13 protein-coding genes are annotated in these 20,919 nt (G+C 40.4%); 7 read left to right on the top strand and 6 right to left on the bottom strand.

Annotated elements, in window-relative coordinates:
• Positions 1–106: 106 nt before the first annotated feature.
• On the top strand, positions 107–1,873 hold the full coding sequence (gene argS / locus B7E04_RS21760) for an arginine--tRNA ligase (RefSeq protein WP_080780592.1): 1,767 nt from the start codon (positions 107–109) through the stop codon (positions 1,871–1,873).
• Between the two features lie 244 nt (positions 1,874–2,117).
• Here argS and B7E04_RS21755 read toward each other — a convergent pair whose 3' ends face one another.
• The 5 genes from B7E04_RS21755 to ccoN form a co-directional block, all read right to left on the bottom strand.
• Positions 2,118–3,047, bottom strand: coding sequence for a YihY/virulence factor BrkB family protein (locus tag B7E04_RS21755; RefSeq protein WP_080780591.1), 930 nt, complete (start codon positions 3,045–3,047; stop codon positions 2,118–2,120).
• A gap of 1 nt (position 3,048) precedes the next feature.
• The gene (tamL, locus tag B7E04_RS21750; protein WP_080780590.1) at positions 3,049–5,376 is read right to left on the bottom strand and encodes a translocation and assembly module lipoprotein TamL; all 2,328 of its coding nucleotides are present in this window, start codon (positions 5,374–5,376) and stop codon (positions 3,049–3,051) included.
• Positions 5,376–10,406 carry a translocation/assembly module TamB domain-containing protein gene (locus B7E04_RS21745; protein WP_080780589.1) on the bottom strand — a complete coding sequence of 1,677 codons (5,031 nt, stop codon included), beginning with the start codon at positions 10,404–10,406 and terminating at the stop codon, positions 5,376–5,378. Before B7E04_RS21745 ends, tamL begins: the two co-directional genes overlap by 1 nt.
• Positions 10,407–10,792: 386 nt before the next feature.
• A complete protein-coding gene (locus tag B7E04_RS21740) occupies positions 10,793–11,680 on the bottom strand; it encodes a cbb3-type cytochrome c oxidase N-terminal domain-containing protein (protein ID WP_080780588.1) in 888 nt (295 codons plus the stop codon).
• A gap of 19 nt (positions 11,681–11,699) precedes the next feature.
• Entirely contained in the window at positions 11,700–13,979 is a 2,280-nt protein-coding gene (gene ccoN / locus B7E04_RS21735) for a cytochrome-c oxidase, cbb3-type subunit I (protein ID WP_080780587.1), read from the bottom strand.
• A gap of 173 nt (positions 13,980–14,152) precedes the next feature.
• Between ccoN and B7E04_RS21730 the strand changes: the two genes are divergently transcribed.
• From B7E04_RS21730 to B7E04_RS21705, 6 genes are all read left to right on the top strand, one after another.
• Positions 14,153–14,446 (top strand): helix-turn-helix domain-containing protein, encoded by a 294-nt coding sequence (locus B7E04_RS21730; RefSeq protein WP_080780586.1) that lies wholly within the window; start codon positions 14,153–14,155, stop codon positions 14,444–14,446.
• A 117-nt stretch (positions 14,447–14,563) separates the two neighbouring features.
• Positions 14,564–15,985, top strand: coding sequence for an amino acid permease (locus tag B7E04_RS21725; RefSeq protein WP_080780585.1), 1,422 nt, complete (start codon positions 14,564–14,566; stop codon positions 15,983–15,985).
• Positions 15,986–16,095: 110 nt separating this feature from the next.
• Positions 16,096–16,911, top strand: a complete 816-nt coding sequence (locus B7E04_RS21720) for an AraC family transcriptional regulator (RefSeq protein WP_228440023.1) — start codon at positions 16,096–16,098, stop codon at positions 16,909–16,911.
• Between the two features lie 102 nt (positions 16,912–17,013).
• Positions 17,014–17,247, top strand: a complete 234-nt coding sequence (locus B7E04_RS21715; protein ID WP_080780584.1) for a hypothetical protein — start codon at positions 17,014–17,016, stop codon at positions 17,245–17,247.
• A gap of 39 nt (positions 17,248–17,286) precedes the next feature.
• On the top strand, positions 17,287–17,628 hold the full coding sequence (locus B7E04_RS21710) for a hypothetical protein (protein WP_080780583.1): 342 nt from the start codon (positions 17,287–17,289) through the stop codon (positions 17,626–17,628).
• 4 nt (positions 17,629–17,632) lie between these two features.
• Complete coding sequence (locus B7E04_RS21705; protein WP_080780773.1) at positions 17,633–18,745, top strand: agmatine deiminase family protein; 1,113 nt, start codon at positions 17,633–17,635, stop codon at positions 18,743–18,745.
• A gap of 73 nt (positions 18,746–18,818) precedes the next feature.
• Here B7E04_RS21705 and B7E04_RS21700 read toward each other — a convergent pair whose 3' ends face one another.
• Positions 18,819–20,771, bottom strand: coding sequence for a T9SS type A sorting domain-containing protein (locus B7E04_RS21700; RefSeq protein WP_080780582.1), 1,953 nt, complete (start codon positions 20,769–20,771; stop codon positions 18,819–18,821).
• Positions 20,772–20,919 lie beyond the last annotated feature (148 nt).

Raw genomic sequence — 20,919 nt, 5'->3', positions numbered from 1 at the left:
ATTCAAATAACCGCCTTCGGGCGGTTTTTTTATTTCCGTATATTTGTACTTCAAAATTGTAAGAAAAAAGGCTATTTCCTGTAGTCTTAAAAATGAATAGATACACATGAATATAAAAGATACTATAGAAAAGAAACTTTCGGAGGTTATTCTGAATGTATATCAGCTGAAAGAAATTAATCTTGAAATTCAGGAAAACAAAACTGAATTTGAGGGCGATTTTACCATTGTGACCTTTCCGCTGGTAAAACAACTGAAGAAAAATCCGGAACGTATCGGTGTTGAATTAGGAGAAGCTTTAACGGAGCAGTCTGACCTGTTTGAAAGCTTTAATGTAGTAAAAGGTTTCCTTAACGTTAAGGTGAAAAATCAATTGTTTGTAGACAATTTCAGATCCGTAACGAATGATTTTGACACCATAGAAAAGAAGAATTCTACGGTCATGGTGGAATATTCTTCTCCAAACACCAATAAACCGCTTCACCTGGGACACATCAGAAATAATTTATTAGGATTTTCTGTAGCCCAGATCTTAAAAGAAGCAGGTTATGATGTAATTAAAACCCAGATCATCAATGATAGAGGGATTCACATCTGTAAGTCGATGCTGGCATGGGAGAAGTTCGGGCATGGAGAAACTCCGGAAATCACCCATACAAAAGGAGATAAGTTTGTAGGAAATTATTACGTAGAATTTGATAAAAACTACAAAAAAGAAATCGCTGAGCTTGTCGGTCAGGGACTAGAGGAGGAACAGGCTAAAAAAGAAGCCCCATTGATCAAAGAAGCACAGAAAATGCTTTTGGATTGGGAAAACGGAGACCAGAAAGTAAGAGATCTCTGGAACGAAATGAACTCATGGGTTTATAAAGGTTTTAATGAAACATACCAGAGACTTGGAGTGGATTTTGACCAGGTTCAGTATGAAAGCAATACTTATATTTTAGGAAAAGACCTGATCCAGGAGGGTCTGGATAAAGGTGTCCTGTACCAAAAAGAAGACGGTTCGGTTTGGTGTGACCTTACCGATGAAGGTCTGGATCAGAAATTATTGTTGCGTTCAGACGGTACTTCCGTTTATATGACCCAGGATCTGGGGACAGCTGTTGAACGTTTTAAAACAGGTAACGTTCAGAAACTGATCTATACCGTTGGAAACGAGCAGGACTATCACTTCCAGGTTTTATTTAATATTCTGAAAAAATTAGGCTATTCATGGGCAGATCAGTTATTCCATTTATCATATGGAATGGTAGAGCTTCCTGAAGGAAAAATGAAATCCCGTGAAGGAACGGTGGTGGATGCGGATGATCTGATGGCAGAAATGTATGAAACAGCTCGTTTGAAAACAGAGGAAATAGGTAGGCTCGAAGGATTTTCCGATGAAGCCAAAGCCGTATCTTATGAAATCATCGGCATGGGAGCATTGAAATACTTCATGCTGAAAGTAGATCCCAAGAAAAAAATGTTGTTTAATCCAAAGGAAAGTATTGAATTTAACGGAAACACGGGTCCGTTTATCCAATATACCTATGCACGTATCCAGTCTTTGCTGGCGAAAGCGGAATATAAATATGCAGAAGTTTCAGAGGTTGCTTTAAACCAATATGAAAAAGAACTGATCATGTTGTTGGCCAACTATAAAAATATTGTTGAGAAAGCTGCAGAAGCTTTAAGTCCTGCATTGGTGGCCAATTACGTGTATGATCTGGTGAAATCTTACAACTCATTTTATCAGAATCAACCGGTTCAGATTGTGAAACTTGAAGATGAAACTTTAAAACAATTCCGTCTGAATTTGTCAGATCTTACCGCCAGAACGGTGAAAAAGTCATTAGAACTGCTCGGCATCGGAACTGTAGACCGAATGTAAAAATAATAAGCCTCCTGAAATTTTGGGAGGTTTTTTTGTATGTAAAATGTAAAATGTAAAATGTAAAATGTAAAATGTAAAATGTAAAATGTAAAATGTAAAATGTAAAATGTAAAATGTAAAATGTAAAATGTAAAATGTAAAATGTAAAATGTATTAATGATAAACAACTTATTAATACGACTGGATCTCAAACTATTTACCCTAAATTAAACATCCCGTATCTCGAATCTCACACCTCGTATTAGGAAACCTCTTCATTCTTTCTCCTGCTATCCTCATACAGCTTTGCATCACTCCATTTTGCGTGTTTTGAAGGGCTGATGGTATACCCCTTTTTATAAGCATAGACTTTGGTAAATTCGGCACCGAAGAAAACCAGCATACAGGAATAATTGATCCACATCATAATTAAGATCACAGTTCCCGCCGTTCCAAAAGCAGAAGTAGGTTTTGCCGTTCCGAAATACAGGCTCAACAGAAATTTTCCCAGTGTAAACAGAATAGCAGTCAGAAATGCTCCTTTCCACACAGGTTTCCAGCTGACTTTTACATCCGGAAGGACTTTAAACATCAGCGCAAAAAGCAGCATCACGAATCCGAAACCTACTGCAAAATTCACAAATTCCAGCAATACATAGGTTTCCAGCCCAAAATATTGCGTAATCAATTTATTGAAAACACTGATCATGGAAGACAGGATCATGGTGATCATCAGCAGGAACCCGAGAATAAGGATCATTCCTAATGAATTGGCCCGGTCAAGAAGGAATTTAACGAAAGCCTTTTTAGGCGCCGACTGCACATCCCAAAGACTGTTTAAAGAATGCTGCAGCTGAAAAAACAGGGTTGTAGAACCGAAAACCAGAGAACCGATCCCCACAGCTTTCATAAAGATATTCTGTTTGTCAATCAGAGCTCCGGCAATCATATTTTCAATGCTTTTGGAGACTTCCGTTCCCATAATACCGCTGATCTGCCGGCTGATCTCCCCACGGATCGCTTCTTCACCGAAAAAATTTCCGGCGATCCAGATGATAATAATCAAAAGTCCCGGAATGGAAAAGATGGCATAATACGCTAAGCTAGCCGAGTCTTTTGACGCGGAAGAATCATTCCATTCAGTGAAAGTGTCTTTAAGAACTTCCCAGAAAAATTTAATATTATTAATCATATTAGAAAGGATATCCGATGGCTATATTTAAAACTAAATTATCTTTTCTCCAGCTTGAATCTCCAAAATTAATCCTGTCAAACGCCCACCGGTCTCCCTTTTCATAATAAGGAACCCGCAACGGCATGGCCAGATCCAGCCTTAAAATTAAAATAGAGAAATCAAGTCTCAGACCAACTCCGGCGCCCACTGCAATTTCATCCAGAAAATCTTTTGAAAATTTGGCTCCCGGTCTTTCTTTATCTTCATTGATCAGCCAGATATTTCCGGCATCAACAAAAGCCGCAACATTGAGGAATTTATAGATATTAGCCCGGTATTCGGCATTCAGCTCCAGTTTAATATCTCCGGACTGATCTATTAAAGTTCCTCTTTCAATATTCCGGGGATCAAAACTTCCCGGTCCTAAAGTTCTCGCTCGGAAAGCACGAATACTGTTGCTACCCCCAGCGAAAAACTGCTTGGAAAAAGGGATAAATTCAGAATTTCCATACGGATAGGCAATCCCGCCGATAAATCTGGTGGCCAGTGAAGTCTTCTCTGTAAATTTGTGATACAATCTGAAGTCATTTTCTATTCTGGCATATTGACTGAAAGGGATTCCGAAAATCTTTTTTTCCTTTCCTTTCTCAACATTGGCACCGGTTACAAGACCCGTGATATTTCCTGCTAAATCTAATGTTCCTTTATAATAAATAGTAGTTGGCTTGGAGAGCATGGTGTTGGTATACGTATAGGAATAAGTAGGCCCGAAAATAAGCTGTTTCTGAACAACTCTTCTCATCGCATCGCTCTTAGCCGCTAGTGATTCATATAATGGTGTAACATTGGTAGGAGAAACTAAGGTAACATCAAGAACCTTCAGTTCGTGCTCCTTTCTCACATTCTCTTTCCACAGATAGCCAAATGATGCACTGAACGTATTAAGAGTATAATATTCTGTCCGGTTCTGGAATTCAAATCCCAGATTGATGTTTGTTCTCGGAACAAAAGCACTCGAAGAATTGAAACGAAAAGGCGCTACAATCCTTGGAATCGAAAGCTGAACATTACTTCCCGCACGGAACAGATTCTTGGCATTTTCCTGCCCGCCCATCTGAAAATCAAACGCTCCGTAAATAGATGCCTTAAACTGCTCTGCTCCCCTAAAGAAATTCCGGTGGGTCCAGTTCAGGTTTAATTCGCTTCCGGCATAATTGGCGGAATTGGTTCTTCCCAAGGCTTCCAGCCTGAGCGACTGGATTTGTCTTGGGGTCAGTAAATAGTACGCATCAAAATGATTATTTAATGAATCTGAAACAATGAATTCATTTTTTACAAATTTGAAAACTCCTAAACTTATCAGCCGGTTAAGGGTAAGATTATGATTGGATCGGTTGTATAAATCCCCTTTCTTAAAATACAAAGCCCTGTCAAAAATCTTTGGTTTGAATTTATGCTGCGGGTCAATCACATAAATGTCGTTATAAGCATACTTGGAAAGCGAGTCCGGATTCATCGGAACGTTATATTTTCCTCTTTTTACGTCCTGAATATTATAATTCGGAAATACGATCACCTTATCTATGCTGAACTGCTTGGTGGCCAGATCGGGAATATCATCTTTTAATTTTACGTTAAGCTCTACCTTATGGTTTTTACTCACCGTACTGTCCGCCTGAACAAGGATATTGTCCGGACTGAAATAGTAGAATCCTCTTTCTTTCAGACCGTTATCGATACGCTCTCTTTCGTTTTTAATAACGTCAAGGTCAAAAGGTTTTCCTGATTTAAGCAGTGTTTTACCGGTTAAATCCTGGATTTCTTTATTCACCAGCGAGGAATCCTGCTGGAACTTAACATTACTCACCAGATATCTTGATCCGGGTCTCAGGGTATAAATAACCTGAGCCTTTTTATTTTTGGAAACGGTGTCGTAGGTGGCTTTTGCATTGAAATAGCCCTTGTTTTCAGAATAGTTTTCAATGATCTGTCTGTTAAATTCGCGGTCTACATCTCCCAGCAAAACAGGTTTTTCGCCAACTTTGTATTTCAGCCAGTAATTAAAACCTTTTTCTTTTTTCGGTTCTTTGGCAATATTATAGAAATAGAGTTTGGGGCGCAAACCTAAAATAGAAGAATTGGGTTTGGGAACCAGATTTTCCTCAAGTGCTGTTTTAAGCTCATTTTTTTCTTTTTTCGGAAGACTGTCGTTTAGAATTTTTACTTCCGCTCCTGTGTAAAGCATCTGGCCTTCCTTCAGGTATTTCGTATTGCTGCAAGAAAAACTGACAGCGGCAAATCCTGAAGCGAACACATATTTCCAATATATATTAAATCTACTTTTCATTATTTAAATTCTACCATCTCGTTATTCTTGTTTTCTTTTTTACGTCTTTCTTTCTTGGATTTCTGAAAGATCTCCCGGAATTTATCATAGTCAAGCGTGATGATAAATCCTAGTCCTGTTTCTATAATCTGTCCCTGAAGCGCTACCTGGTATTCATCCTTACGGTACGCTCTCAGCATATATCTTCCGTCTTTTGACAGGTTGTAATCTATCGTTACATTTCCTGCAATATTGGTTGTGTTTTCATTTTGACGGGCTTCCCCTTCCAGGGCAAAATTACTTCCCACAGAAACCTTCAGGCGGTCGTTCAGTAATTTTTTGCTGATGCCAACATTAAGGTCTGTTCTGGTGTTTTTTTCACCGCTGGAATAATCTTCAGAAGAATCAAGACCTAAGTCAATATCTACACCCTTGATCAGTCCGGAAGCCAGATTGTTCAGCTGCTGAGAAAGGATTTTACTCACACTCTGTCTGGCCATAGACTCAGCAGACATCCCTGCACCGGATTCAAACGGATTCTCCCCAATGAAACGGTTTAGTAAAAGAAGCGCAAAAACCTGCTTATTCATTTCAGATTCCTGGGTTCTGAGCTGGGTTAGTTTCTGGTCAACAATATCTGTTACTGTAGACGAAACTGAATTGTTCTTTTCATCCGTGGTAATATCAAAAGTGATCTGTGGTTTCAGAAGTTCACCTTTCATTTTCAGTAAAGTATTGAAAGGAATTCTCTGTTTAAACTGGTTCATTACGGAAGCGTCCTCACCGCTTACCTGCTGTTCCACAAGGTCAATAGGAGGAGCCTCGGTTTTATAAACAGCCGTAATATCCATGGTCGCAGCTGTAGGTTCCCCGGTCCAAGTTATGGTACTTCCTTTCTGAATATCGAATTTACGTTTCAGGACACTCACTGAAAGCTCATAAGAACCTTTTTCAACTTCATACACGCCCACAAGGGTTGTTTTTCCTGAAGGATCTATTCCTCCCGTCAGTTCTGCTTCTCCCTGAAGTTTTACAAAATCACCGTTGGCTTTATCAATTACAATGGATAATTTAGCTTCCTTGCTGACTTCAATATTCACACTCACATCCATTCCCTTGAAACGGCTTTCGGCTTTCAGGGAATCTGCTTTGATGGTTTTATTCAGAACCACCTGATCCTGATCGATAAACTCAACAATTCCGTCTCTTTCCTGTAATGAAGGGCTGGATTGAGGAAGAACAAAAGTGAAATCCGTTTTATCGGAAACCGCCAGTCTGCCGTCAACTTTCGGTAAGTCCAGGTTTCCTCGGATGTGTAGCCCTGCATCAATAGCAAGGATTCCATACATCATGGCTTCATTGGATTTTTCGGAATTGACCACCTTGAAATCTTTGGCATTCACATCCAGATTAAAGGCGAAGTCCCTGTAAGTCTGTGTCAGTACCTGCCCGTTGATCACAAGGGAATTTCCGTCTTTGTCATTAATTTTAAACCTGTCAAACTCAATCCCTCGGCTGGTGAAGTCAATTTCATCATTCAGTTTTCTGAAATCACTGCCTGTTTTGGCAATTTCCAGGCCTGCATCATTGAACTTTACCTTACCTAAAATATTAGGTTTATCGGTAGTTCCGGTGATCTTTAAATTTCCTGAAATATATCCTTCCGTATTGGTGATGGCATTCATGGAGAATCCCTGTATACTCTTCATCTGAAGCTGGTTGATCGCCATATTCAGATCAAATGTGCTCGAAGAAGTATTGTAATCCCCAAGGATTTTCACATCATTATTATTCCCGGAAAGGGCAACATCGGCATTTAAGATATTCTGTGAAGTATTATTAACTTTTACCGCAAGATTTCCGACAGGGTTTCCATAGACGATAAGATCTGAAATGTTCAGGTCGGAAGTGAAGGTCAGGTTTTTGGTCACATCCCTGAGCTGTGCGGTTCCGTTAATGGTTCCTTTTGCCAGCACCGTATCTTTTTTGATCAGTTCTGTAATGGTCTCAATTTTAAAATCTTTTAGCGAAACATTTAAAGGGCTACCTGGGCTTTCGGTTTCAGACTGAAGGGAAATTTCACTTCCTGCATTAGACAGGATAAAATTATCGGCCAGAATTCCTTTGCTGCTGATCTGTATTTTATTGTTTTCGGCCACGTTCCAGTCCGAATAATTTAGTTTTAAGCCATTCGGGTTCAGTGAGATTTCAGTGATGTCATTCAGTGATTTTGCATTTCCTGCAATCAGGAACTGTGTGGCATCTTTATCATCTTTCGTGGTAACGTTATAATTGATGATATTGTCTGCAACATCCCCGGTTATGGCAATTTTTTTCAGGGTAAAGCTGGAGCTCCTTAAAGCACCGGCGTTCAAACTGTACTGCAGTGCCTGGTTTTCATTGGTGACTTTTAAAGCAATACTTTCTAACGAATTTTCACCATATAGGAGTTGCGGGATCTGTCCGTCGATCTCTATTTTCTGGGAATCCGCATCGTAATTTCCGGTTAAGTTAATGGTTTCAAAGGTTTTCAGGTCCGGAACAAATTTCCTGATCAGGTCATCATTTTTAATCTTCGCATTGAAGGTAAAATACTGCCCGGGATCTATTTTCTGCGCCTTGGCAGGCTTCTGAAACTGGTAATACTGGTTGATGGTCTGCGTTAATGCTCCGAATATCTGCGTCAGTTTATATTTCCCTTTTAAAGAGACATCTGCAATCTGGGAGTTGAAAATAATCTGAGTGGAGTCCTGGGTGGAAGAAGCTTTCAGATTCACTTCCTGTACCGGATATACTTCTTTTGTATCGGAAAACGCGAAATCCTTAAGGTTCAGATAACCGTTCAGGGCATCCGGATTAAGGCTTGAAAAATCCCCGTCGATTTTTCCTGCAATGATCATGGGTTTCTCGTAGAATCCAAGTTTATTCACATCAAGCTTGATCACCTCACCGTTGATTTTTACAGTAGGATTTTTTTCATTGTAAACACCTGAAGCTGTTAAATTCAGATTTGCGTTCGGATCTTTTGAATTAAGAACAATATGGTAAACTCCTTTGTTGATTTTTCCCGTCAAATCCATATTCTGGTAACGGTAGCCTTTGTAAACTGCGGATGCCACATGGCCTTTGAGATCTGCATTGGCATTTTTGAAATCAAAACTTTGTCCTTTGGCTGAAATCTGTGCCGTAATGGGACCTATGTCTTTATTTTTAATGATTTTTCCCATCTGAATCGCCTGGAGATTGGCCTTTACGTCATACAACTCGCGGTTTTTTCTGCTCATATCCACATCGGCAACAATTGCTGCATTTCCGAGGGTAGAGTAGAGGTTAAGGTCTGTTTTCACTAGCTTGGTGGTTCCTTTTGCATTTCCTTTGATGCTGAAATGCGAAGGCAGGGCAATATTGGACGGAATCGTATTTTTCGGAACAAGATTGTACACTGTTTTAGCTTCCGCAGAGAATTCCCCGATCCGCAGATCATAGTACAGATTCTCAGGTTTCATAGCGCTTTTGATCCTTCCGGATGCAGCCACTCTCAGCTGATCCAGACCTGATACTTTAAGATCTTTGATCAGTAGGTCATTCACCAGTCCCTGGACGTTCGCATTGACGTTCAAAACGGCGTTTGGATATTTATTGAACGGAACCGTATTTCTTAGGGTAGGAACAATATTTAAAATGTCCGCGAAACCAATTTTGGAATCTTTAATATTCGCTGAAATCTTTACAGCGCCTGGATTTGAGGTCAGCTGGTCAATGGATTCGTAATTTAAAACCACCTCATCACGGATCAGCGTTTTTGGGGTCTGAAGGTACAGGTCTTTTAAATAAGCCTGCTTTTCGGCATACACAAAATCCGTATTGAATTTCTGGATATCCAGGCCTCGCCCTTCCTTAATTTCTGCTGAATTGACCGTTCCCGCAAAGGTATTGTTCTCCATTTTGAAATTTCTTACTTCCACGTTCATTCTGGAGAAATTCATGTGGTTGAAATCCATTCCCTGTCGGGTCGGAGCGATGGCCGTGTTGTTATAAACGGCTTTTACATCGTTCAGGACAAGCTTGCCAAGGATGACTTTCATCGCTTTATCCTGGTCCGAAACTTTGGAAACTTCAGTCTCTTTCTGGTCTTTTGGGTTGGCGTTTTGTGCGGGAAGATAAAGATTGGCATTAATATCTGCGCCGGAAAGAAAAACAGTGGAAACATTATAAGCGTTATGCTCCAGATCCAGTTTGTTGACTTTGGTGCTTAATTCTTTAAACAATACCTTCGCAAAAGTTTTGGTATTATCATCGCCGTAATCAATATCGAAATTTGTGAGTTTTATGCCTCTCAGGCCAATATTCATCGGCTTTTTATCATTCAATGAATCTACCTTTTTTTCTACTTTTTTTGAAACCTCTTCAAGAAGATCCTGCTTTAATTTTAATTTGAGCCCGTCAAGATTTATGTCGTTAACGGCATAGGTATTTTTACTGAGATCAAACTTTTTTACGCGGGTATCAAATGATTTGAAATACAATTGAATGTCGTTCCTGGACTGCTGGTCGTTGAAGGTAACGCCAATATCTTTTAAATTAATTTTATCCAGGGAAATAATGAACGGTTTGGAAGGACTTTCCTCTTTGTCGCTTGTTGCAAATGCATTGATGATATAATCGAAATTAAAAGTCCCGTTGGGTTTCCGTACCACATTGGCCCGGGCGCCTTCAAGGTCTACAGAAGTAATATCTGCTGTGGAATTGATCAGCTTCAGCATATTTAAGCCTACATCCAATTTTTTAACGGCAAGAAGCGTATCCACATCCTGTCCTTTAAGATAAAGGTTTTCCATCACCAGGCTGTTGGGAAATCCTATATACACTCTTTCCAGGCTTACTTGGGTCTTGATTTTTTTTTCAAGATATACAACCAGTTTGTCCTTGATGAAATTTTGAACGGCAGGGAGCCTCAGGCTCAGAATCAGCAGGGTAAGAAAAACCAATATTGAAATAAAGGTTATTGCAATACGCCTCAGCAGTTTTCTTTTGTTGATTTTAATTTTCAAATGCGATTAGGTTTCTAACAAAGATAAGAATACTATTTTATTAGCTCTTTGTTGTGGTATCCTAGTGCTACAGCAAAAATCCTGCCTTGGCTGTCCGGTTTATGGAATTTAGTTGAGTAGTTGTCAAGTGAATAGTTGATGAAGACAACCAAGGTTCGGATTTGTTTCTTTAAAAAGCCCCCTTTTTATGGTCATTTTTTAACGTTGAAAAGGTGTTAGCAAATGAAATTCAAATGTTGGTTTAGGTAAAGGGGGCAAGGAATATATGGAGATAATAAATTTCGTTAATGTACGTGAGTTATGGGATAAGCAGCTGAAAGATGGGCGCTGGAATCATACTGGACCTCAATATCTTCCTTCTTCCAGGTTCAAACTTCCTGACCTCATCAATTATTCCCGTTTTCCCATTTCACTTCTTCTCCCTGAGGAGCCGCACCACCCTGAGCAGGGGTGATAGGCGAAGTTTCCCGGTTAATATGGTAGATGTAAGCCGCAATTTTTTCAGCATCTTTTCCTGTAATGGTTCCGTCTTTAATAAATGGGCGCATCGTGGGATTATTCGGTGAACCGTTTTCAAGCATCCAGAACACATTTTTAAACAGACTTTTTTCTTTGATATTGATCCAGTGCGTATCCGTGAGGTTCGGGCCTATGCCGCCTTTCCCGCCGTCACCGTGACAGGTGACACAGTTGGTTTTGAACAGTTCCTGACCTTCAGCGATGTTGTCTGCACTGTATTTTGCTGTTTCCAGATCGATCTTGGGAGCACTTTTTTCATATTCCGCGATGGATGCAAGCATGGTTTTCACTTCTTTGTCATATTCAGCTTCAGGGTGGGCGTATTCTGTGAAGGCAAATGCGGTGAGATAAACTACACAGAATATACATCCGAACCAGAACAGACCAATCCACCACTTCGGAAGCGAGTTGTCCAGCTCCGTAATTCCGTCAAAACCGTGATCGATCAGAATATCTTTTTCTTCGGTAGCAGACTGTTTTTTGAACGCTGAATTCCATAGCTTTTGGTAATATGGTGTATTTTTTTCAATTAAATAGGCTTTCTTTTCCTCTTCGGATAGTCTGCTGAAATTTTCATTTTCAACCAGATCCCCGATAGAGTTCATGATCATCAGAAGAATCACAGCAATTACCAGCAGCGCCCAGAAAAAGGGTGAAGAAAAATAACCGGAATCTGCGGCGAACATCTCAAAAGCCATAATCGTTAAGCCTATCGTTGTTGCGATATATATTGAAACGGGTGTTCTCTTTTTCATTGCAGTACAATTTTATAGGTTACTCAGCACTTGCGGTCTGGATCTGTGTAGTTTTAATATCGGTTCCCAGTCTCTGAAGATAGGCGATCATGGCTACAATTTCTCTTTGCTCAAGCGGAACATACGTTGCTCCTTTTGCCGTTCTTTCTTTTTCCATCTGATCTCTCACATCTCCCGCTTCAGCATAGATTCTTTTTACAATTGCTTTGGATTGGTTATCTGCCCATTTTCCAGCAGAATCTATTTCCGCTTTTGAATAAGGAACATCAAAAGAATTTTTCATCAGTTTCATCTTGTCCACCATCTGGCTCCGGTCCAGTTTATTGGTGATCAGCCATGGGAAACGGGGCATAATAGAGCCTGCAGAAGTGATTCTTGGATTGTACATATGCTTAAAGTGCCATGAATCCGGGTTTCTGCCTCCTTCTCTGTGAAGATCAGGTCCGGTTCGTTTTGAACCCCATAAGAATGGCCGGTCGTACACAAATTCTCCCGCTTTGGAATACTGTCCGTTCTTGCCTTCAAATCTTACCACCTCATCACGGAAAGGCCGGATCATCTGGGAGTGACAGGAATTACAGCCTTCACGGATATAGAGGTCTCTTCCTTCCAGCTCAAGCGGTGTATAAGGTTTTACGGCCGTGATTTCCGGAACACTCTGTTTAAGGGAGAGGGTAGGAACAATTTCTATCAGTCCGCCTATAGCAACCGTGATAAAAGCCAGTATGGAAAGTAATTTAGGGGTTCTTTCCAGCCAGAGGTGTACGCCTTCGCCTTCTTTTCTTCCGGTACCGATATCTGCCAGTGCCGGTGCTTCTGCAGGAACATTTTTCTGGAATGAACCTGATCTTACGGTTTTAATCACATTCACCACCATCAGAATAGCTCCGGACAGATAAAGAATGCCGCCTAAGAATCTCATTTTAAAGTATGGAATGATTGCAGTAACCGTATCCAGCCAGTTTTTCCACAGCAGGGTTCCGTCCGGGTTGAACTGTTTCCACATCAGTCCCTGCGTGAATCCTGAAATATACATTGGAACCGCATAGAAGATAATCCCCAGTGTTCCCAGCCAGAAGTGCCAGTTGGCTAATTTTTTAGACCATAACGGTGTTCTCCACATAATCGGAATAAGGTAATACACCACTCCAAAAGCCATAAAACCATTCCATCCAAGCGCACCTAAATGTACGTGCCCAATTACCCAATCCGTGTAGTGCCCGATTTTATTTAAAGATTTTGTAGCCAGTAACGGACCTTCAAAAGTAGCCATACCGTAACAGGTGATTGCTACCACAAAGAACTTAAGGATCGGGTTTTCCCGTACTTTATCCCAGGCTCCTCTAAGCGTAAGAAGTCCGTTCAGCATTCCTCCCCATGAAGGGGCAATCAGCATGATAGAGAATCCTGTTCCCACGGCCTGAGCCCATGCCGGAAGCGCTGTATACTGAAGGTGGTGAGGGCCCGCCCACAGGTATACGAAAATCAGCGACCAAAAGTGAATAATGGATAATTTATAAGAGAATACGGGACGCTGTGCCGCTTTCGGCATGAAATAATACATCAGACCCAGTACCGGAGTGGTCAGTACGAATGCTACGGCATTGTGGCCATACCACCATTGTACAAGAGCATCTTTTACACCGGCATATACGGAATAGGATTTCCAGCTTGTGAATGATAAGGGAACCTCAAGGTTATTAAAGATATGCAGCATCGCTACGGCAATCCAGGTGGCAATATAAAACCAGATAGCGACATAGAGGTGTCTTACCCTTCTTTTGGCAATGGTTCCGAACATATTGATTCCGAAAACAACCCATGAGAAGGTGATCAGGATATCGATAGGCCATTCGTGTTCTGCATATTCTTTGGAAGTGTTGATTCCCATCAGGAAGGTGATCACTACGGCAACAATCATCAACTGCCAGGTCCAGAAATGGATCCAGGAAAGCGTATCGCTGTACATTCTTGTTTTTAAAAGTCTCTGCATGCTGTAATAGGCACCACAGAAGAAGGAATTACATACGAAAGCAAAAATTACGGCACTTGTATGAAGCATTCTGATCCTTCCGAATCCCATAGCTCCCTGGGTATTGATCAGGCCCTGGATATTTCCGCTTCTCAGACTCTGGATGGTGGTATCATCTGTCCCGAATAAAAACTCCGGAAGCTCAGGGTAGAAAAGCATCAGCGCCGCCGAAAGTCCCAGCAGGAAACCGACTAAGCCGAATACGATAGTAGCATACAGGAATGCTCTGACAATATTATTGTCATAATTGAATTTTTGCGTCTCCATAATTCCAATAGTGTTGTACCGAAGTGATATTTATCTTCTGAAATCACCTGATCTGTGTGAAACAATAAATATCATGTAACGTGTATAATGTTTTGCCAAAGGTATTTATTAACTTTGTGTAAGGCTAGTAGCTATCCTTCTAAAGTATACCGAAAACTACTAAAACAAAAAAGATGAAAGTATGTGGTCAAAATATCAGGAAAATCCGTAGAAGCAGAGACCTGACCCAGGAGTATATGGCTTTTGAAATGGGCATTTCCCAAAAGGCCTATTCGGATATTGAAAATTCCAAGGTTAAAATTAATCTGGAGATACTGACTAAGATCTCGGATATTCTGGATATTAAGCCTTCCGACATCTGCAGTATTTCGCACAAATGCGGAAATGATGCGTCTGAAGACAAATATCAATCACTTTTGGAGTATATGAAAAAGAACAATATTTCTATTCCGGAGGAGTTTTTGTAGAGAAATCATTCCTTTTTATTTTTTAATCCTTTACTGTTGAATGTCTTAAAAGTTCTTACCGTTCTGCGGGCGTGAAATATCTCTAAAGTTTTATATATTTAGCGCATAATTTTATGTATGAACAGCGAACAGAATACGGAGCCTAAAGACGGGGCTCTGGTAAGAGGATTAACCAACAGACATATTCAACTTATTGCCCTTGGAGGGGCTATCGGAACCGGGCTGTTTCTCGGGATCGGACCTGCAGCAGTTTTAGCCGGGCCATCCGTGATTCTGGGGTATGCATTAGCAGGAATTATTGCATTTTTTATTATGCGTCAGCTTGGCGAAATGGTTGTTCAGGAGCCTGTTTCCGGAAGTTTCAGTCATTTTGCGTATAAATATTGGGGAAGTTTTCCTGGTTTTGCTTCAGGATGGAATTACTGGATCCTCTACATCCTGGTCAGCATGGCCGAACTCACCGCCATTGGTCATTATATCCATTTCTGGTGGCCGGAAATCCCGCTCTGGGTTTCCAGCTTGTTCTTTTTTATTGTTATCAATGCCTTAAATCTGGCATCTGTAAAAGTATACGGAGAAACGGAATTCTGGTTTTCCATTATTAAAGTGGTGGCGATTATCGGAATGATTGTCTTTGGGATCTATTTATTACTGAGTGGTACCGGCGGAGATAAGGCCAGCATTCAGAATTTATGGAATGACGGCGGATTTTTCCCCAAAGGATTTTTTAATAAAAGTGAAAGCGGCTATTCCGGTCTTTTTGCTGCCATGGCGATGATTATGTTCTCTTTCGGAGGATTGGAATTAATAGGGATTACCGCTGCAGAAGCCAAAAATCCTGAAAAGACCATTCCAAAAGCGACCAATCAGGTGATCTACAGAATTTTAATTTTCTATGTAGGAGCTTTGGTTATTCTGTTTTCACTGAGCCCGTGGAGGGAGATTACAGAAGGAACCAGCCCGTTTGTGATGGTTTTTCAGAATCTGAACGGATTTACATTAAATATTTTTGGCAACACCATTCATTTCAACGTACTGATTGCAAATATCCTGAATCTGATTGTTCTGACAGCAGCTTTGTCCGTTTACAACAGCAGTGTTTACAGCAACAGCAGAATGCTTTTCGGACTGGCACAGCAGGGGAATGCCCCGAAATTTTTAAAGAAACTGAATAAAAACAGTGTTCCTACCAATGCAATTCTGGTATCATCCTGTTTTGCCGGAATCTGTATTATCATTAATAAACTGGTTCCTGAAAAAGCATTTGAATATCTAATGGCGCTGGTGGTTTCCACCTTAATTATCAACTGGCTGATGATCTGCTACACTCATTTAAAATTCAGAAAAGAAAAAGACCGCCAAGGAGTGAAGACGGGATTCCCTTCCATATTTTATCCGGTTTCAAATTATATCTGTATTATTTTCTTACTGACTATTCTGGTATTGATGAGTATTACCGGCATGGAAATCCAGGTGATTTTAATTCCGGTATGGCTGGTCTTCCTGTTTGTGATGTTTAAATTATATAAGGCAAAATAATTAACAGAACAAACCTGTTTCAATTATATAAAGGATGGATTTTTATCCGTCCTTTTTTTTCAATCTGCAGGGCACTTTTGCTGTGATCCATTAAAATGCTTTATCTTTAGGTGATAAATCTTTCCGGAAACGTGCACATCCATTTTAATGAAATTCAGAAGATCGTTGACCATATCGAAGAACACTTCGACCGGGAGATTACGGCTGATGAAATAGAATGCCTGTCACAATATTCTTACCGGAATTTTCAACGGATTTTTTTTAAGATTTTTAATGAAACCATTTCGGGCTTTCAAAAGAGGCTCCGGCTTGAAAAGTCTTATAAAAAACTGATTTATACCACAGATAAAATCTCTGATATTGCCTGGGAAGTGGGCTATCTCAATATCCAGTCCTTTTCAAAAGCATTTAAAAAACAATACCAGCTGTCCCCAGCAGAAGCCAGAAAGCAGAAACAGGAGATTTTTAACGCATTTATAGATTCGAAAACTTCCGATTTCCGGTACGAAATAAAATACAAGGATGCGGTTTCCGTATACGGGACGTTTATCAAAGCTAAAGATTATAACAATCATGAAATTAATGATTTGTGGGATGTCATTGAGCATGAAAACCGCGATCCCTTTTCTGCTTACGGGATCATACGTGATCAGCCTCTAATTACGAGCGGTTCCCACTGTAGGTATGGAGCGACTATTTCAAAAGAAGGTTCAGGCCTGCGGAAAATGGATATTTTTGGAGGAAAATACATCAGATTTGCTCATTACGGAAGTTTTGATACTATTCTGGAAACCTACCGTTCTTTTTATCGTTTCTGGCTTACGCAGCCGGATCTTTTACTTGATAATTCGGATGTTATTGAAGAATATCTGCAGGCCGATACCGGAGAAAATATTACCTACATCTACTTTCCGCTGTATTCTTAAGGATGTCCTTTTAGGACAAGTTTTGCTTTTTTGATGCTCTAACTTTGCACCAGTTAAAACATCCGGATCACGGAATTGCTACCGCAGATAAAAAAAAGTAGAATGAAAAAATATGCATTTCCCTTTATGGTATTCGTTTCATCGTATGCGAAATCTCAATTATCCTTACAGGCTTATGGCGGAAATAAGGAAGCTGAGGTCTTGGGGATTTTCGATAAGGATTTTAAGAACCGGTGGAATTATTTTGCGTCAGGAACGGTTTCATATGACTATTCGGCAGGAAAAGTAAGCCCGGCGGTTTATCAGAGTCTTAATTATTATGTTGGTAACAATTAGGGAATTTCCGGAGGAGTCCACATTTCATATGAAGAGGTGATGCCCTCGTTAGGTTTCGCATATATAAAAGAAACCGGAGCCTTTGGTATCAATATATTTCCGGCAATTACCTATTCTTTTGATACCGGAGCGTCCGGATTGGGACTTTATTCGCTGCTGGAATATACTCCAAAACTGAATGAAAAACTTAATTTTTACAGCATGGTGATGGTGGAATCCGATTTTAGTTTCAGGAAACATCAGGCCAGCAGTGAGGTCATCCGTTTAGGAGTAGAAAACAGTAAAAAAATGCAGTTCGGGATCGGGGGCAATATGTACCAGATCGGAAACACTTTTGAAACCGAATTTAATTTCGGCTTGTTTATTGGGAAAAAATTTTAATGATATGAATAAATTATTCACACTTATCCTCTTATTTAATATGACATTTGGTATGGCACAGACTTATCATTTCCCGGAGGAATCTTCAACTCATGAAGGAACCTGGCTTCAGTGGCCTCATCACTACCAGTTCGGGACAGAATACAGAAAAAGAATAGAGCAGACGTGGGTTGAGATGGCCCGTGAGCTTCAATCCGGAGAAAAAGTACACATCATTGCTTATGATGCGGCAGAAAAGAAAAGGATTACTGATCTTTTGGAGAAAAATAAGATCCCTTTGAAAAATGTGGATTTCAGAATTTATCCTACCGACGATGTCTGGATCAGGGATAGCGGCCCTATTTTCGTGAAGGATGATAAAGGACGTGTATTGATTGAAAACTGGGGATTTAATGCCTGGGGAGGAAAATTCGACTCAAAATACTGTGATAAAATTCCTGCCCGTATCGGAAAAGACCTGGGTATTAAAGTCATAGATCTGAATGAAGAAATGGTGAATGAGGGAGGTGCTGTGGAAACCGATGGGAACGGCGTTCTGATGGCCTGTAAAAGTTCGGTGATCAGTCAGAAAAAAGGTTCTACCAGAACAAAAGGTATCACACAGCAGGAAGCAGAAGAAATGTTTAAGCAATATTACGGAGTTTCTAAAGTAATCTGGCTGGATGGTGCTACCGGGCTGGATGTAACCGATATGCATATTGACGGGTTTGTAAAATTCATGAATCACAATACCATGATCACCATGGACGAGGACGGGCTTTTTGATATGGGACTTTCTGAAAAAGATATCAATACACTCTACGAAGCTACCAATGCAAATGGAAAAGAATATCAAAAAGTATATCTGCCGGCCACCAAAAACAAAGTGAAAACCGCGTATGGAAAACAGCTGGATTATAAAGGTTCTTACATCAACTTTTATGTAGCCAATACCGTAGTCCTAGTTCCGAATTATGGAGATCCCAATGATAAGATTGCCAATAAAATGATCCAGGAGTATTATCCGGATAGAAAAGTGGTAGGAATAGACGTCAGAAATTTATATGAAAACGGCGGAATGATCCATTGCGTGACGCAGCAGCAGCCCGCAGGGAATATCTTAAAATCTGAAGATTAAAAACGGACACAATAATTAAAAGAGTAAGGCTGCCATTCATGGCAGCCTTACTTATGTTGATATCAAAAATTGATTATTTTTTGATGGCTTTTACTGTTTTTACACTACCGTTATTCATTTTAAGGGTGATAAAATACATTCCTTGTTTTAAATCACCAAGATAGAGTGATGCAGAAGGTTTTTCAATTGTTTTAACCAGTCTTCCTGAAGTATCTGTAACGCTAAGTGATTTTACTTCGGATACATCCGAAATGGTAATACGATCTGTGAACGGGTTAGGAGCAATGCTGATCTTTTTAGAGTTATCAGCCACTTCATGAGTAGACAGCTGAGTACTGTCATACGCTGAAACCTGGAATTCTCCGCTGGTTTCGCCCGAATCATATTTCGCTACACTTACATACAGGGTTTCGCCTGGAGTCTGTCCGGTTAATGAGATCAGGGAGAAAAGTCCATCACCTCCGTCATCATTACACTCAATTTCTGTTAAAGATCCACAGCTTCCACCATAGATGGAAAGGGTAGTATCTCCAAATTCAGATCCGTTAACTTCTCTCGTTTCTATACTGATGTTTCCGCTTGCCGGAACCACTACACTAAACCATACATTATCCACAGCATCTGTGTTGCAGGATGGTGCTGCACCGTCTGTACTGGCATCAACATTGGTCACAGTAATTGTTCCTGAATCAAAATCCGTTCCTACTGTTAATGGGGTAGCCCCTGAACAGTTATCGTTGGCAATGGGTACAAACTCATACGCTGAAATCTGGAATTCTCCATTATCGATATAAGAGGCATATTTCCATACACTTACGTAAAGCGTTGCTCCCGGAGTCTGCCCGGTTAATGATACCGCTGAGAATCCTCCGTCACCATTACATCCAACTTCTGTTAAAGAACCACAGGTTCCACTATACACAGTAATTGATGAATCATCAAATAAAGATCCGCTGACTTCTCTGGTTTCTATCTTAAGATTTCCACTTGCCGGAACCACTACACTAAACCATACATTGTCTGCTGCGTCATTATTACAGCTCGGCTCTGTGCCATCTGTACTGGCATCTACGTTGGTGGAAGTAATGGCTCCTGAATCGAAATCAGCTCCTACCGTTAACGGAGTAGCCCCTGAACAGGCATCATTGGCAATGGGTACAAACTCATACGCTGAAATCTGGAATTCTCCATTATCGATATAAGAGGCATATTTCCATACACTTACGTAAAGTGTTGCTCCCGGAGTCTGTCCTGTTAAGGTTACCGCTGAAAATCCTCCGTCACCATAACAGCCAACTTCTGTTAAAGAACCACAGGTACCACTATATACCGTGATAGATGAATCATCAAATGCAGACCCGGAAAATTCTCTGGTTTCTATCTTAAGATTTCCGCTTGCGGGAACCGTTACGCTAAACCATACATTCTCCACCGCGTCAGAATTACAACTTGGCTCTGTTCCGTCGGTAGTGGCACCTAAATTTGTGGAATTAATTGCTCCCGAAGTGAAATCTGAACCTACCGTTAATGCAACAGCTCCTGAGCAATTATCATTAGCAGGCGGTAAAGGATCATATGCTGAAATCTGGAATTCCCCGTTATCTGTATCGGCATCATATTTAGATACACTTACGTATAAGGTAGCTCCCGGCGTTTGTCCGGTTAATGAGATCATTGAGAAAGTGCCGGTACCCCCGTCATCATCACAATCAATCTCATTTAAAGAACTACAGGTTCCATCGTACACGGTGAGTATTGAATCATCAAATAAAGATCCGGAAAGCTCACGGGTTTCTATCTTAAGATTTCCGCTGGCTGGAACTGTTACACTAAACCAAACATTATCGGCAGCCTCATCATTACATGATGACTGTGAGTCAGTAGTTGCTCCCACATTGGTGGAAGTAACCACACCGGTGGCGAAATCCGTGCCTACAGCGAGCACTGTTGCTCCTGTACAATCGTCATTTTGTGCAAATGCCAACGTAGTCGCAAACAATGACAAACAAAATAATAGTTTTTTCATAATATTCTTTAAAAAGTTTTTGGCGTATATGTATGGATGGCAACTATTATTTTACAGCTCTTCAGATAGGATAGTTTTATTTTTTTTCTGAGGTGAAATAGTAGTTTTTATCCATTTTTCATTTGTGTTATTTTTTTTAGTAAATATA

This window comes from Chryseobacterium phocaeense, assembly GCF_900169075.1.
Taxonomy (GTDB): domain Bacteria; phylum Bacteroidota; class Bacteroidia; order Flavobacteriales; family Weeksellaceae; genus Chryseobacterium; species Chryseobacterium phocaeense.
Note: the sequence above shows the minus strand (reverse complement) of the source record. Positions and strands in the feature narration are given on the sequence as shown.

What these genes read in the sequence shown, in the direction of transcription:
- argS (WP_080780592.1), top strand. Translation starts at nt 107, where the DNA reads ATGAATATAAAAGATACTATAGAAAAGAAACTTTCGGAGGTTATTCTG.
- B7E04_RS21755 (WP_080780591.1), bottom strand. Translation starts at nt 3,047, where the DNA reads ATGATTAATAATATTAAATTTTTCTGGGAAGTTCTTAAAGACACTTTC.
- tamL (WP_080780590.1), bottom strand. Translation starts at nt 5,376, where the DNA reads ATGAAAAGTAGATTTAATATATATTGGAAATATGTGTTCGCTTCAGGA.
- B7E04_RS21740 (WP_080780588.1), bottom strand. Translation starts at nt 11,680, where the DNA reads ATGAAAAAGAGAACACCCGTTTCAATATATATCGCAACAACGATAGGC.
- ccoN (WP_080780587.1), bottom strand. Translation starts at nt 13,979, where the DNA reads ATGGAGACGCAAAAATTCAATTATGACAATAATATTGTCAGAGCATTC.
- B7E04_RS21730 (WP_080780586.1), top strand. Translation starts at nt 14,153, where the DNA reads ATGAAAGTATGTGGTCAAAATATCAGGAAAATCCGTAGAAGCAGAGAC.
- B7E04_RS21725 (WP_080780585.1), top strand. Translation starts at nt 14,564, where the DNA reads ATGAACAGCGAACAGAATACGGAGCCTAAAGACGGGGCTCTGGTAAGA.
- B7E04_RS21715 (WP_080780584.1), top strand. Translation starts at nt 17,014, where the DNA reads ATGAAAAAATATGCATTTCCCTTTATGGTATTCGTTTCATCGTATGCG.
- B7E04_RS21710 (WP_080780583.1), top strand. Translation starts at nt 17,287, where the DNA reads ATGCCCTCGTTAGGTTTCGCATATATAAAAGAAACCGGAGCCTTTGGT.
- B7E04_RS21705 (WP_080780773.1), top strand. Translation starts at nt 17,633, where the DNA reads ATGAATAAATTATTCACACTTATCCTCTTATTTAATATGACATTTGGT.
- B7E04_RS21700 (WP_080780582.1), bottom strand. Translation starts at nt 20,771, where the DNA reads ATGAAAAAACTATTATTTTGTTTGTCATTGTTTGCGACTACGTTGGCA.